We start from the raw sequence: 14,617 nt of genomic DNA on the forward strand, positions 1-14,617 counted from the left end.
AGTTAGAAATGCAATTGAGGGCAAATTTGGACAAGGAAAAAGAAGATTTAGCCTGAATCGGGTGATGACAAAACTTGCTGACGGGGTGACAACCCCGCCGGAAACCCAGACAGAGCAAAGAGTTGACCGATTTATGTTAAAAAAAGATAGGCGAGATGAAAGTTACACTCGACCTATCAGAATATATGTTACCTAAATTCTATCAGACTCACTTTCAAACACAACTATCCCGCTCTCAGTTTTTAGTCCTAGAAATTATCCTTAACCTCTTAAGCTCAGAAAAACAAGTGAGATTAGAGCGACTTGCGCGTGTATTTCCCTACCCCATTACTACTGAAAGTCGTCGCCGCAAGCTACAAAGATTTCTGGACTTACCCCAGCTCACCATAACTTATCTGTGGTTTCCTGTAATTAGCTATTGGTTAACAACTTACTGCCAAGCGGGACAGAAGCTATCTTTAGCGCTCGATCGCAGTCAATGGGGCTGTATCAATCTGTTTATGGTTAGTCTGATTTGGGAGAAAAGAGCAATTCCTTTATCTTGGTCACTATTACCAAAACGAGGCAGCAGTAATATCGATGAACAGAGCGCAGCCCTTTCAGACATTTTACCCTTATTCAAAGATTACAAAATCATTGTGCTGGGAGATAGAGAATTTTGTTCAGTAGATTTGGCAAACTGGTTGAGGGAGAAGAATGTGTATTTTTGCTTACGACTCAAACGGAATCATTGTATCGAAACCGAAAATAGGATTTGGGTCAGGTTAGATAAGTTAGGAATTATGCCAGGAACCTCTGTGTACTTTCAAGGAGTAAAAGTCAGAAAGACTAAACCGATTGCGGGATTTGATGTAGCCTGCAAATGGAAACGTAACTACCAAGGGTGGACAGTTGATGAAGCTTGGTTTATCCTAACTAATCTCGGCAATTTACCGCAGGCGATAGCCGCCTACAAACAACGGATGGGAATTGAAGAAATGTTCCGTGATTGTAAAAGTGGAGGCTATAATTTAGAAGGAACCGGGTTAACAGGAAACCGACTAATTAAGATGATTTTATTGATGACAATCTCCTACAGTCATGACATTATTGAAGGCACTATCATCAAAAGAAAAAATGTACAAAAATATGTGTGTCGTCGCAAGGAACCCGAAAGAACTTATCGCCGACGTAGTACCTTCGGGGTTGGGAATGATAGCCAACAGTGGCTCAATTATCTCGAAAAATATGCTGAGCCTGTAGAAGAGTTAATGAAGTTAACTCGTAATAAACGTCACTTTTATCGACATGGGTTCAAGGCTGTAACCTTGATCAGGCAAGGTTCCTAGCTATGTTTGTCACCCCCTCAGCAAAACTTGATAATACTTCGGAAACAGCCATTGCTATTACTTTTTTAGTGATGAACCTTTCTACCTGGTTAAGAGGGGTTTTTTGTGCGTTTTTATGTCACCAACCGAAAATCACACCTATTTATGGTTCACTGATTATTAAAAGCTAGAACTGGGCAAGTTATAGTCAACAAAAAGTTATGTTTCGCCGAGCTTGAATTGCCCATCAAGTGCGATGTCTGCGGTTAGCTACGCGAGCGCGATTTTTTCTAACTTATTCAGCAAGCCCTAATTAATTAATGGGAACCAAATTAATGAAATAGTTAAGTTTGGCAAATCCAAAAATCTTTGTAACTTACGTCGCCGACTTTCGCTGGTAATTAGAGAGGGAAATACGCGGGAGAGCCGTTCTAATCAGATTTGTTTTTCTGATTGTATCACGGGTAACAAGATTTCAATCAGCTTAAACTGAGCTAACGTTAGTTTTTTTTCTCTCAGGAATGCGGTAAAATGTTGGTATCATTATTTTTTGAATAGGCAAGCGTATAACAATGTTGCTGCCTATCTTTTTTGAGCAGCGGATTGGCTCAATCCTTACTCCCTCTTTGTTTCAGCATGGTTGTTACCCCAGCAACAAGAAAAGAGTTAAAGTTTGATATTTCTTACATATTCCACCAATACTAATAAAGGAATCTTGGGCTGGGTGGGGCGGGTTTACGAGATTATCGATTTTTGGTCATTATTGTTGGTGAAACCCGCCCTACAAATTTTTGCTCATGGTGCAATCTAGCTGTGGGGGCGAGTTTACGAGATTATCGGTTTTAGGCAATTATTAGTGAAACCCCCGCCCGTTTTCTACAACTGTCCGAAACCTTTTTTAGGCTTATCTTTTTTCTTTTTCTTCTTCTGCTGGGCCCCCATATAGCCACGGGAACCGGGCTGCATTCCGGGGCCCCCCATTCCAGGCATTCCCGGCATTCCCGGCAATCCTCCCATTCCTGTAAAGTTGCCTTGACTCATTTGCTGCATCATGGTACGCATTTTCTGGAAATCGCTGACCAGCTTAGTTACGTCGTTTTCAGCGTAGCCTGCGCCTTTGCCAATGCGGCGGCGGCGGGATGGAGAACTTGCTAAAAGTTCGGGATTACGGCGTTCTTCAACTGTCATGGAATTGATCATGGCTTCGGTGCGTTTTAGCTGCACTTCTCCCTGCCGCATTTGTTCGTCTGAGAGTTTGTTCATCCCCGGAATCATTTTCAGAATGCCGCCGAGGGAACCCATGTTTTTTAGCAGTCTGGTTTGTTTGAGAAAGTCGGTAAAGTCGAACTTGGCCGTAAGCATTTTCTCTTGCATTTTCTCGGCATCGGCGATGTCGAATTCTTCTTGCGCTTTTTCTACTAGCGTCAAGACATCGCCCATGCCGAGTATTCTCGATGCCATACGATCGGGATAAAATGGTTGCAATGCTTCCACTTTTTCGCCGACGCCGACAAATTTAATCGGCGCGCCGGATATTTGCCGCACTGATAAAGCTGCACCGCCACGGCTGTCGCCGTCTAATTTGGTTAAGATTGCACCAGTAATGCCGATTTGTTCGTGAAAGGTGCGGGTTAAGTTTGCTGCTTCTTGGCCGGTCATGGCATCAACAACTAACAGCGTTTCGTGGGGTTGTACTGTTTGTTTGATGCGGCCCAATTCTGCCATCATGTCTTGGTCGATTTGTAGGCGGCCTGCTGTATCGACGATGATGGTATCAATGCCAATTTGTTTGCCGTGTTCTATGCCTTGGCGGGCAATTTCTACGGGGTCAATGTCTTTGCCTAATTCAAATACTGGTACGTCGATTTGTTTGCCGAGGGTTAGCAATTGGTCGATCGCGGCTGGTCGATAAATGTCGGTTGCGACTAGCAGTGCGGTACGATTTTGTTTGCGGAGGTGCAGCGCTAGTTTGGCGGTAGCTGTGGTTTTCCCGGTTCCTTGCAAACCAGCCATCAGGACAACTGTGGGCCCGGACTCTGCGGTGGCTAGGGGTACGTTGGTTTCCCCCATGACGCGGACGAGTTCGTCGTGGACGATTTTAATAAATTGTTGGTCTGGACGGACGCCTGAAACGACTTCTGCGCCTTGTGCTTTTGCCGCTACCTCTCCGATGAAGTTTTTGACGACTTGGAGGTTGACATCGGCTTCCAGGAGGGCGCGGCGGACTTCTTTGAGGGCGTCTTGGATATTGGACTCGGAGATTTTATTCTGTCCGCGCAGTTTTTTCCAGGTGGATTCGAGTCGATCGGCGAGGGCTTCAAACATAGGGCATTGTTGGCTAGTCAGTCTTTTTAATTTTAAGGCTAAATGCGGATGTTTGGATTAATGTTTTGCTAATTTTTGAATAATCCTTTCAGGGCGGGCTAGAAGCCCACCCCACAAGCAAATTAATTCATATATTGTGGAACAGGCATCTTGCCTGTTCCTAAAACTGTTGCCCTAAAATTCATATATTGTGGAACAGGCATCTTGCCTGTTCCTAAAACTGCTATAAGATGTGACTTTTTACATATTCTGCGATCGCTGGTTGGACTGTGAAGAGGGTGCGATCGCCCTTTTCGACTTTTTCAATTAATGACCTACGTCTCAAGGATTCGACGGCTTTGAGGAAGTCTGAAGGAGATAATTCCAGAAGGGCTGGTTTTTTGGAGATTTCGACTGCTTTGTTTTGATTGGCCAACCAGGACATTACTTTTTTTTCGGAGTCTGACAAGCGCTGAAAATGTTGGTGTAATAAATATTCTAAGTCTCCTAAAACTAAGCTATCATAGGATAAGAATTCAGAAACATTGCCGCTAAATAAGTCTTGAATTGTAGCGGCTATTGTATTTAACCACAAGGGGTTTCCTCGGTAAAGGTCTATTAAGTCCGACCATTTTTCCGATGCGGCTAGGCCTTTTTCTGTGAATATTTCTCGCGCAGGTTCGCCTAAACCATTGAGTTGCAATGTTTGACAAGTTTTTGGGTTGCTTTCTAATGCTGCAATTTCTCTGGGTTTTTCCCAACTCAGCAAAATTAGGCAACTATTGTGGCATGATTCTGCTATTTGTTTGAAGAAAGTGCCATAATTTTCATAGCCTTGTTTGTAGTTTCCTGCTAGTTGCCCGCTGCTGAAGATGGTTTGCACATCATCGAGGATGATGAGACAGCGATGCGATCGTAAATAGTTGATTAAATCTGGTAATTCGGTTTCTTGCTGCTGCGATAGGAATTTAATTAAGTCGGTTTGGACTGTTTGGAGGGGTGGCGCGTCGCGGAGGCTTCGCCAGATTATACAGTCGAATTCATATTGAATGTGTTGGATTAGTTGGAGTGCGATCGCACTTTTGCCACTTCCGCTTAATCCTAAGATGGTAATCAGACGGGTGCGGTTTTCCAAAATCCATTGTTTGAGGGTGGAAAGTTCTGATGTGCGATCGAAAAATGTCGAGATTTCTGGTGCGTCGTCTAAGTCGATGCGGGGCTGTTTTGCTGTTTGTTGGGGGTTTTGGGGTGTTTTGGGCGATCGCACTTTTTCATGACAAATGTTAACGTTATGATTAACAGTTATATTCTCGCCTGTAACATTTTCAACAATAGCCAATTGATAATTATAAAAACTTGCCTTTTCTAATACAGTCCTAAAATTGTTTTTAGTAATATCTTTTTTCAATTCTTTAGAAAGTATTTTCCAAAGTTGCGATCCGACATTTCTGACATGACTTGAACTTGAGTAAACTTCTCGAGCAATTTGCGTGTAAGTTGTGTCTTGTAAAGTTCCCCGCAGGATAGCTTCTTGCACGTAATCTAAATGCTTTCCCGTCTTAGCAAAAATTAGCTCATCTGCCAGTGTCAAAACTTCGGCAATATCCATAGATTAGGGAGAAGCTGGAGTTTACGCCATTCATTATACCTGACATTTCGTACAATTGAGACATTTTTGATTTTGTCATCTATCTAAAGTCAGGACTTTTCCTACACAGCTCATCCTTTATATTAATTGATTAAGGTATTAGCAGGATATTTTTATGAAGCGAGTGCGGTGGCTCAGCGGTTTGTTCTCGGCTGGGGTGTTGTCTTTTACTTTAGCGACAGTTGGTGCACAGGTGGCACAGGCCCAGCGCCCGATCCATATACTCGACCTGCAATGTCTTGTTACAGGGGGTTACCTTGATAATAGGGGCAACTTACAATATGTTAACAGGGAGCCTACAGACCTTTCCATAGGCAGACAAATATATACCAGTATTATGAATGTACGCTCGGCCAGTTGGACTTGTAAACTTCCAGGCGGTCGTGCTTCTCTCCGATTGGAGTATGGAGTTGCAGATCAGGATCAGATTTCACCCCCCAAAATCGAGGTTTATGTAGATGGAAATCAAGTAGCTTCTCAGGTTGGGAAGCCTGGGAGGATGAACACAATGTTGGTAGATGTTAGTAATGGTAAAAGTTTATCTCTTGAGATATCTTGTTCCACAGCTCAAAATTGTAACAGAAGACCCTACCACTTCTTCAAATTTAATCTTGAGCCGGGGGCAAGCTCTCCAGGGAGTCGATAAATTATGAGTATTAGCCGCCGTCAATTTAATCGTATCATTATTTGGGGTGGAGCTTCTTTTGCGGCTTCCGCAACATCGGGCATCTTCTTCCCCAAACCTGCCGAAGCTTATGCCCTAGAATTTCCGATTAGTGCTTTATCAGCCGATCGCGTTTTCAACGGTATTCAAAAATATTGTGGAGCACAGCCCATCCCCGGTGTTCTCTCACCAATCGTACAAGGCAATACTAATGTTAGCAGTAAAATAGAACCAGCGGCAGCCAACGCTATTCGCACCGCAGACAAAGAATTTGTCAACCGCAATTTTACCAGCAAAAGAACCGAATTAGCCGTAACTGGCAGCGGTTCTAATTTTGCATCAGATACCAGTCGGCTGTGGGGGCGGCAAAGACAGGATAAAGTCGGCCCGAATGTTGGATTTGGCTTCGTACAAAAGTGGGAAGATCAATATAGCGATGCCAAAATTTCTGGGCCGACAATGTGCGCTATTGATAACGCCCAAAGAGTCTTAGCAGACCAAAGATTAACACCGCCAGAAATCGCCGCTTCTGTATTGCCAACTCGCTCAAGGTTGGATGATTGGGGCTCGTGGGGAGGTGATACCGATGCCTCTGCTGGTAGAAATCCTGGTGCTGTTTTTGCTCAATACGATACAGCCGCCGGTACGGTGACATCTCGCTACGATGTAGTTGAACCGGGGCCCAAAGGTTTTGGGCGTGTTGAGTTTACTATTGAAGCGGAAGATCAGCCTCGGCGGGTGATTTTGGTGACGGTGAGGTTTTAGGGGAAAATCAGCATTACGACAATCCTGTAGGGGCGGGTTCACCAGTATTTCTGATTCACATCCAGGGTATTTATAAACCCGCCCCCACACACGAATAGCGCCGGGGCGGGTTTATTTTACCTGTTTGTTTGTGTCAAATATTGTTGGTAAACCCGCCCCTACAGGATTAATAGCAATATTATAGTCGATTATATCATCAAGTTTACTACCTTTGCAGTTGAGCAATCAAATCTAATGCTTTTTGAGCATCATCGTTCATTCCTTGATCCCTAAATAAACGGGCGGCTTGCTGCAAATCTGCGATCGCCCCTTTTGTATCCCTCATTCTCGCTAAAGTAATGCCTCGGTTAGCATAAGCCTTAGCATAATTGGAATTGAGCTGAATTGCTTGAGTGTAATCAGCTAAGGCAGAGCGATCGTTCCCAATCCGAAACAGCGCCAATCCTCTGTTAAAATAAGTGTTAGCGCGACCGGGATTGATTTGCAGGGCTTGATTGAAATCGTCGATCGCTCCTTTTTGATCGCCTAAATCCGAAAGTGCTAATCCTCGGTTGTTGTAAGCCGCTGCAAAGTTTCTATCCAAGCGGATGACTTGAGTATAATCTGCGATCGCCCCCGGTTTATCTCCCATTACCGACAAAACCAGCCCCCGATTGTAGTAAGCGTCAACATAACCGGCATTTAGGGCGATCGCCTTGCTATAATCAGCGATACTCTTGGGCATTTGTCTCAAATCGGAATAAGCGAGGGATCGATAGAAATAAGCTTCCGCGTAATCAGATTGAGTTTGAATTGCTTGGTTAAAATCAGCAACAGCCCCTGACAAATCTCCCTTGTCAAACCGACTTAAACCTCGAACGTAATAAGTTTTAGCATCTTGCGGATTGTTCAGTTTTAGAGGTGCGTTAGTGGCGGTGGAAGTATTCACCAAAATAGCAGAACGATTTAAACCTGCATCCGACAACTTAGCTATAAAAGTGTTAATAGGAATCGCAGAATTAAACCCGGTTTTAGTAAACGCTAAACCTGTCATAACTTTTCCGTCTGTGACACGATCATAATCGCGATCGCCCTCTCCGTGAATCCCAACTACACGCCCTTCTCCATCAAATACAGGCCCTCCACTCATGCCCCCTTTCGTGACAGCATTGTAGCGCAAAGTATAGCCGTCTGAATGAGTCGGGAGACGGCTGGTAACATAGCCGGGTGAAAACTCAAAATTGCGATCGGGTTGGTCTTTTCTGCTAGCGGGAACACCTGGATAACCAAACACAAAAATTTCTGTTCCAACTGTCGCTTGTTCGGAATCGCCTAAAGTTACAACAGGATAAGATTCCGTACTCTTAAATGTTACGACTGCTAAATCGGGAGCATTCTGGCCTTTCTGTAATAATACACTACGGGTTACTGGATAGTCTTTTCCCCTATGACTGCGAATCGTATAGGTAGCTTTAGTATCATCAACAACATGGTTAGCTGTCAGGACAGTGTAGGTTGTACCTTGTTTAGCAATAATAAATCCTGTACCTAGACCAGTTGTTCCATTAATTTGAACGGTGGCAGAAATCGCTAATTTGGCAATTTCTTGGGGAGTTTTTGCGAAAAGGGGTGCTGCTGCAAAAACAACTATTCCTGCTACCGTTACCGTTCCTGCTAGGATGCTGGTGAGGGAATCAAACCGCGAATAATCCCTATTCATAGGTGATTGCTGAAGAGTAAGATTTTTTATACTCCGAATAGTATAAATTAAAATAAAATTTCTGAAAACCAGAAACCCTGATGTTTTCAGATGATTTCGATTTTTATGACATTTCGTACATTTCGTATATTTCCGCCCTTGTCGGCATTACTCCGCCATATTTTAATTGTAGATGTTCTAGCGTAAACGCATCTCAATTCAGTTGACATAAAGTCATGCTTATGAATCACTAACCTCTGGTGCATCTCAGTGAAAGCAAATACATCAAGCAGAAAGTTGACCATTAAGATAAGCACAGCGAAGAGAAAGGAATTAGGAAACACTCTCGATATTCCACTGCGCTCCTGATAGTTTCACCCTGACTCCTATTCGTTTAATCTTTGATTCCACTGTTCCATAACCGATAGAACTTCAAGATGCTTTTTTATATATAGTATCGGTAGTTACAGCACTTTGCATGACTAAGAGGTACAGTAACAGCAGTGAGCAAAATAATTTTATATTTGCTTACTTGAACATAATTGCACTCCCAATTCCAATAGTTTTTCTACTATCTGTACACTTCGAGGTACATATCTCCTGACTATTGTACCTAATCGTTAAGTAAAGTGCTGTAAGGTTCAGTCAGCGCACAATGTAATAGGCACTTGAATGCAACATTGTCATTCGCGAAAACGCCACATAACAACGCGCATTGCACCCTTTTCAAGAACAGGCTTTCCGGCCTGTTCTACAAAGAGTATATTTCTCCTGGGGTGGGCAGGAGAGCGCGGCCATAAAAGGCTTATTGAAAATTGTGAAACATCTCAGGTTAAGCAAACTTAATCTTCAAATAATCCTCCTCCATCTTCGCCCCCGAAGGTTGCAGCGCCGCTAAAGCTTGTGGCAACACCAAATTACGGCGGTGATTCCCAATCCGAACATTCAACTCATCTCCCGTTTTGCTCAACTGGATCTGATCTTTAGCAATTCCGGGCAAATACAGTTCAAGACTATATTGATTGTTTTCCTGCACGATCTTAATCGTATTCTCTTTGTAATAAACTTGACTTGGATCTTCGTCTTTGTAAAGCGTTTCTTTCAACCGTTCCAAAGCTGCCAAACCGCACATTTCTTCAGAATAAAGTGGCACTTCCTTAACTGGGAGCGGCATGAAATCTGAGTGAATTTCCTGACGGTACTGTTCCTGGCTTTCTTTCCACCGTTTGAAAAATGGGTCAGTTACTTCTGCCGGAATAATCCGGTTAGCTACTACTAAATCGGTAGCTACATTGTACAAACTCAAATAGGCATGAGCGCGCAGAGACTCTTTAATTACCATTTTTTCGGGATTGGTAACTAACCTTACCGAAGTCACAGTATTGTCAGTTAAAACCTTTTCCAAAGCTTCGATTTGTTCGTAAAATTCGTAAGGTGCATCCATCACCTCTTTGTCTGGTAAAGAAAAACCCGCAATTGGTCTAAAAATAGGTTCAACTAAAGGTCTAAGGGCGGCTGATATGCCTTGCAGCGGCTTGTAAAATTTTCTCATGTACCAGCCGCCAACTTCCGGCAAACTTAGCAGTCTCAATGCAGTGCCAGTTGGGGCAGAATCGATAATTAAAACATCAAATTCACCTTCGTCATAATGCCGCTTCATCCGCACCAAGCCGAAGATTTCATCCATTCCTGGCAAGATGGCTAATTCTTCAGCTTGCACGCCTTCGAGCCCCTGGGCTCGCAAGACTTGAGTAATGTATCGCTTAACTGCTCCCCAATTGCCTTCTAATTCCCTGAGAGCGTCTAATTCTGCTCCCCACAAATTCGGTTTCACCAGCCGCGAATCGTGTCCGAGTTCCATGTCAAAGCTGTCGGCTAAGGAGTGAGCGGGATCAGTGCTCAGCACTAAGGTTTTGTATCCCAATTCGGCACATCGCAGCCCAGTCGCAGCGGCTACGGAGGTTTTGCCGACGCCGCCTTTTCCGGTCATTAATATTAAGCGCATTGATTGTTTAGCTCGCCTGAAAGTAGTTTACTCTTATATTGTAACGTTATGTAACAAAAATTAATTTGCTAGGGGAATTAATTGGGGCGACAAGCAGCCGCTGAACACAGCGCATTTCCTGTGATTCACGAAATTGCTGAAATGTCAAGATTAGTTAAAATTATTTATTTCAAATATCACTGGCGGCGTATAAAAATCCATCAGCGTTCATCTGTGTTTATCTGCTAATATCTGCGGTTAAAAAAGGGTTCTCGCTCTTGAAAAACCATTTTTTATTGCTAACAAACCTAAGAACAATTCTCAAACATTAGTTTTCCGAGGAAATACAAGCTGTTTGAGCACATCCAACCGCGAACAGTCCCAGTAATCGATGTGAGAAACAATTAAACCGTCGCTGTTGACTTTCAGTTCGCTCCTACCGGCGATCGCCATTTTCGGTTTCCAAGGTAACGGTGCGATCCAACTAAGAGTCCAGCGAGTGTCTATAGTATCTCCCGACTGCGAAATCCCGTGCAAATCGAGATTTACATCCTGAAAAAAAGTCCCCATAAACCCGATCATTTTGCGGTAGCGATCGACTCCTGTAAATCGATTCACCGGATCTTCAAAATAAACATCTTTTGCATAGATGCTGTAAGTCTGATTATCGGGAAATCTTTGATAATCGTCTTTGAGAATTTCAATAATGTCCATTTCGAGCGAGCGTTATTCTTATATTATTAGAATATAATTTTAACACAAGAGAGCAAAAATCCGCCATTCTCGTCCAAATTGTGATAGTATATCGGGTTATTTCCTGCCTTGCCAACTTTCAACTTAACATCACAACTATGATTGACCTCTACACTTTTACCACACCGAACGGTCGCAAAGTCTCGATCATGCTCGAAGAAATAGGTTTACCCTACAACGTGCACGTCATCGACATCACAAAAAACGACCAATTTAGCCCAGAGTTCATCGCAATCAACCCCAACAGCAAAATTCCGGCGATAGTCGATCGAGATAACGGGATCACCGTCTTCGAGTCCGGCGCTATTCTAATCTATCTTGCCGAAAAAAGTGGCAGATTTCTGCCCACAGACAAACAAAAATACTTTCAAGTTATGGAATGGCTGATGTTTCAAATGGCCAGCGTCGGCCCGATGTTTGGTCAGCTAAACCACTTCAAACGCTTTGCACCCGAACAAATTCCCTATGCGATTGGGCGCTACGAAAAAGAAACCTTGCGCCTCTACGGAGTATTAGACACTCAACTAGCAAAATATGAATACATCTGCGGCGACTATTCTATAGCCGACATTGCTACCTATCCCTGGGTTGCTATTTACGAATTTCAAGGATTAAGCCTCGACAATCATCCCCACCTCAAACGTTGGGTAGAAACCTTGCAGAAGCGTCCCGCAGTTGAGCGCGGAATGGCTGTTCCATCATTATAAACCCCGCATCTAAATTGTATTTTCGGGAGGGCTAGAAGCCCACCCCACAAGCAAATTGACTTTTGTGGAACGGGCTTCTAACCCGTTGTTAATAAACAGCGGGCGGGCTAGGAGCAACGGCCCACAAAGCAAGTTGACTTTTGTGGAACGGGCTTCTAGCCCGTTGTTAATAAACAGCGGGCGGGCTAGGAGCAACGGCCCACAAAGCAAGTTTACTGGTTGTGGAACGGGCTTCTAGCCCGTTCAAAAAAAGCCCTCAAACTCAATCCGCGAAATGCTTAATAATCGCCTCAGCAAACTCCGAACACTTCAACTCAGGCACCGGCGGCTCCATCAACCTTGCCAAATCGTAAGTAACTTCACCGTTAGAAATTGCCGCTCCCAAACCCTTCTTAATCAAGTCTGCTGCTTCCTGCCATCCCATGTATTCTAACATCATCACCCCGGACAAAATCAGGGAACCAGGATTGACTTTATCCAAACCAGCGTGTTTAGGTGCAGTGCCGTGAGTCGCCTCAAAAACTGCACATTCATCACCAATATTCGCACCGGGGCCCATGCCCAATCCACCCACAATGGCGGCGGCCGCATCGGATAAATAATCCCCGTTCAGATTCATTGTCGCTAAAATCGAATACTCGGCCGGCCTGGTTTGAATTTGTTGGAAAATACTGTCAGCAATTCGGTCGTTGACCATGATTTTTTCTTTCCACTGACCGCTGCCGTGAGTCTCCCAAATTGCAAACAGAACGTCGGCGACTTCTTGACGAATTTTGGCTTGTTTTTCTGGGGTCAAAGCATCGTATCCCGGATCAATTTGGCGAGCATTATCTTCTAAGCTAATGTCTGGATTTTTTTCTTTGTTGCCCAGAATCCAAGACTCTCTTTCCGTTACGCACTGAGCGCGAAATTCGGTGGTTGCTAATTCGTAACCCCAATCTCGGAAAGCTCCTTCGGTATATTTCATGATGTTGCCTTTGTGTACCAAAGTCACTTGCTGCTTATCTTTTGGCAACCGCAAAGCGTGGGTAATAGCGCGCCTTACTAAACGCTGAGAACCTGTTTTGCTAATGGGTTTAATTCCGATTCCAGAATCGAGGCGAATTTGTTTTTTGCCATGTTCTGGTGTTGCCGGAATTAACTCATTATTGAGATATTCAATCAATTTCTTGCCGATGTCGCTGCCTTTGGCCCATTCAATTCCGAGGTAAATATCTTCTGTATTTTCCCGGTAAATAATTACATCTAGCAGTTCGGGAGTTTTGTGTAGCGATGGTGTTCCAGCATAATATTTGCAGGGCCGCACGCAGGCGTAAAGGTCAAAGATTTGCCGCAAAGCTACGTTTAGCGATCGAATGCCGCCCCCGATTGGGGTTGTCAGCGGTCCTTTGATGGCAACTCCATATTCTTTGATGGCGTCTAAGGAATCCTGGGGCAGATATTGGTAAGTACCGTAGACATCGCAGGCTTCGTCGCCTACATAGATTTTAAACCAGTTGATTTTTCGATCGCCACCGTAAGCCTTTTCTACCGCAGCATCCATGACTTTCTGGGAGGCAGGCCACAAGTCAACGCCGGTACCGTCGCCGCGAATGAAGGGAATAATCGGGTCATTGGGGACGATCGGCGAACCATCTTTGAAAGTAATTTTAGAACCAGTTGTCGGGGCTACAATCTTTTGGTACATATCTTAACAGTGGGGATAGGAATGTTCCCTATTTTGCCACGATTGTCTGCCTAAACCTCAACCAATCCTAAATATTGGTATAAACTTAAGTGGGATTTTTGGGCGATAGGCTGCCCGTCACTGTGACTTTTGGGCGATCGCCAATTTAAAAGTTAATTTAAAAAAGTAGCAAAGATAGCAGAAGTTTCTATCAAATCTCCCTCTCTATCTTTCAGCGCTACGGTTGAGAATATGCTGGAAACAAGTCAGTGGATTTTAGATTTTAGATTTTAGATTTTAGATTTACTCCCCAGATGAATCTGGGAGGTTGAACCTTAGTCTAAAATTTTGGGCGAATCACGACTCCTGTCGGAAAGTTGTATGCGTTTTTGGGCGGGTTCAGAATAATGATTGTAGCCGCCGATGAACCGAAAATAAACGGAGATTATTTTCACAAAATTTGCATTTATTTGCGATATTTTTCCTTCTGCATATTCTTTTTGACAACCCACAAAATACACCAGATGACTATAATCACCACAACTATTTTGGAAACAGGGCCCAGATAATCGTCTACAAGTGTATAATTTTCCCCTAGTTTATATCCGGCAAAAGTCAGGAAACTTACCCATAAAAGAGTGCCGCCTGTTGAGTATAGTAAAAAAGGAATTAAAGGCATATTATTGATGCCAGCGGGCAGGGAAATTAGGGTGCGAACTCCGGGTACTAGGCGACACAAAAACACGGCTTTGTTGCCGTGTCTGTTAAACCATCTATTTGCTTTGTCAATATCCGCGCCCGATACTGTGATCCACTTACCGTATTTGTCGGCTAAATTCCTCAAGCGTTCTTCGCTCAATAATTTACCCGCATAGTACCAGGGAAGCGCACCCAGAATTGTACCGATTACTCCTGCTGCGATCGCCGGTGCTAACTGCATATCATCACCCTTTGATGCCGTGAATCCTGCCAGCGGCATAATCAATTCTGAGGGTATGGGCGGGAAAAGATTTTCTAAAAACATCAACAGGCCAATTCCGAGATAGCCCATCGACTGCATTGTGTTAGTTATCCATTCAACCATTTTTATTTAATAATTTGGTAAGAAGAAGTCATTAGTCCTTGCTCGTTCCTAGGCTCT

10 protein-coding genes and 1 pseudogene are annotated in these 14,617 nt (G+C 43.8%); 4 read left to right on the forward strand and 7 right to left on the reverse strand.

What is annotated here, in order from left to right:
* Both QUB77_RS19510 and QUB77_RS19515 read left to right on the forward strand, forming a co-directional pair.
* Positions 1–82, forward strand: a pseudogene (locus tag QUB77_RS19510) (transposase); the annotation flags it as partial.
* Between the two features lie 103 nt (positions 83–185).
* Complete coding sequence (locus QUB77_RS19515; RefSeq protein WP_333176601.1) at positions 186–1,328, forward strand: IS4 family transposase; 1,143 nt, start codon at positions 186–188, stop codon at positions 1,326–1,328.
* A gap of 855 nt (positions 1,329–2,183) precedes the next feature.
* Here the strand turns inward: QUB77_RS19515 and ffh are convergent.
* Complete coding sequence (gene ffh / locus QUB77_RS19520; RefSeq protein ID WP_333176603.1) at positions 2,184–3,632, reverse strand: signal recognition particle protein; 1,449 nt, start codon at positions 3,630–3,632, stop codon at positions 2,184–2,186.
* 223 nt (positions 3,633–3,855) lie between these two features.
* Complete coding sequence (locus QUB77_RS19525; RefSeq protein WP_333176605.1) at positions 3,856–5,220, reverse strand: NB-ARC domain-containing protein; 1,365 nt, start codon at positions 5,218–5,220, stop codon at positions 3,856–3,858.
* Positions 5,221–5,908: 688 nt separating this feature from the next.
* Here QUB77_RS19525 and QUB77_RS19530 point away from each other — a divergent pair.
* Complete coding sequence (locus QUB77_RS19530) at positions 5,909–6,688, forward strand: Tat pathway signal protein (protein WP_333176608.1); 780 nt, start codon at positions 5,909–5,911, stop codon at positions 6,686–6,688.
* A 205-nt stretch (positions 6,689–6,893) separates the two neighbouring features.
* On the opposite strand, the gene QUB77_RS19535 is transcribed toward QUB77_RS19530, so the two are convergent.
* From QUB77_RS19535 to QUB77_RS19545, 3 genes are all read right to left on the reverse strand, one after another.
* Complete coding sequence (locus QUB77_RS19535; RefSeq protein WP_333176610.1) at positions 6,894–8,387, reverse strand: tetratricopeptide repeat-containing serine protease family protein; 1,494 nt, start codon at positions 8,385–8,387, stop codon at positions 6,894–6,896.
* 811 nt (positions 8,388–9,198) lie between these two features.
* On the reverse strand, positions 9,199–10,371 hold the full coding sequence (locus QUB77_RS19540; RefSeq protein WP_333176612.1) for a TRC40/GET3/ArsA family transport-energizing ATPase: 1,173 nt from the start codon (positions 10,369–10,371) through the stop codon (positions 9,199–9,201).
* 300 nt (positions 10,372–10,671) lie between these two features.
* Positions 10,672–11,064 (reverse strand): DUF2358 domain-containing protein, encoded by a 393-nt coding sequence (locus QUB77_RS19545; RefSeq protein ID WP_333176614.1) that lies wholly within the window; start codon positions 11,062–11,064, stop codon positions 10,672–10,674.
* Positions 11,065–11,201: 137 nt separating this feature from the next.
* On the opposite strand from QUB77_RS19545, the gene QUB77_RS19550 reads away from it, so the two are divergent.
* On the forward strand, positions 11,202–11,810 hold the full coding sequence (locus QUB77_RS19550) for a glutathione S-transferase N-terminal domain-containing protein (protein WP_333176617.1): 609 nt from the start codon (positions 11,202–11,204) through the stop codon (positions 11,808–11,810).
* A 262-nt stretch (positions 11,811–12,072) separates the two neighbouring features.
* Here the strand turns inward: QUB77_RS19550 and QUB77_RS19555 are convergent, their stop codons facing one another.
* Together QUB77_RS19555 and QUB77_RS19560 are read right to left on the reverse strand one after the other, a co-directional pair.
* The gene (locus QUB77_RS19555) at positions 12,073–13,497 is read right to left on the reverse strand and encodes an NADP-dependent isocitrate dehydrogenase (RefSeq protein ID WP_333176620.1); all 1,425 of its coding nucleotides are present in this window, start codon (positions 13,495–13,497) and stop codon (positions 12,073–12,075) included.
* Between the two features lie 445 nt (positions 13,498–13,942).
* The gene (locus tag QUB77_RS19560) at positions 13,943–14,560 is read right to left on the reverse strand and encodes a DedA family protein (RefSeq protein ID WP_333176622.1); all 618 of its coding nucleotides are present in this window, start codon (positions 14,558–14,560) and stop codon (positions 13,943–13,945) included.
* Positions 14,561–14,617 lie beyond the last annotated feature (57 nt).

It is taken from the genome of Microcoleus sp. AT9b-C3 (assembly GCF_036705485.1).
Classification (GTDB): Bacteria; Cyanobacteriota; Cyanobacteriia; order Cyanobacteriales; family Microcoleaceae; genus Microcoleus.

What these genes read in the sequence shown, in the direction of transcription:
- QUB77_RS19515 (WP_333176601.1), top strand. Translation starts at nt 186, where the DNA reads ATGTTACCTAAATTCTATCAGACTCACTTTCAAACACAACTATCCCGC.
- ffh (WP_333176603.1), bottom strand. Translation starts at nt 3,632, where the DNA reads ATGTTTGAAGCCCTCGCCGATCGACTCGAATCCACCTGGAAAAAACTG.
- QUB77_RS19525 (WP_333176605.1), bottom strand. Translation starts at nt 5,220, where the DNA reads ATGGATATTGCCGAAGTTTTGACACTGGCAGATGAGCTAATTTTTGCT.
- QUB77_RS19530 (WP_333176608.1), top strand. Translation starts at nt 5,909, where the DNA reads ATGAGTATTAGCCGCCGTCAATTTAATCGTATCATTATTTGGGGTGGA.
- QUB77_RS19535 (WP_333176610.1), bottom strand. Translation starts at nt 8,387, where the DNA reads ATGAATAGGGATTATTCGCGGTTTGATTCCCTCACCAGCATCCTAGCA.
- QUB77_RS19540 (WP_333176612.1), bottom strand. Translation starts at nt 10,371, where the DNA reads ATGCGCTTAATATTAATGACCGGAAAAGGCGGCGTCGGCAAAACCTCC.
- QUB77_RS19545 (WP_333176614.1), bottom strand. Translation starts at nt 11,064, where the DNA reads ATGGACATTATTGAAATTCTCAAAGACGATTATCAAAGATTTCCCGAT.
- QUB77_RS19550 (WP_333176617.1), top strand. Translation starts at nt 11,202, where the DNA reads ATGATTGACCTCTACACTTTTACCACACCGAACGGTCGCAAAGTCTCG.
- QUB77_RS19555 (WP_333176620.1), bottom strand. Translation starts at nt 13,497, where the DNA reads ATGTACCAAAAGATTGTAGCCCCGACAACTGGTTCTAAAATTACTTTC.
- QUB77_RS19560 (WP_333176622.1), bottom strand. Translation starts at nt 14,560, where the DNA reads ATGGTTGAATGGATAACTAACACAATGCAGTCGATGGGCTATCTCGGA.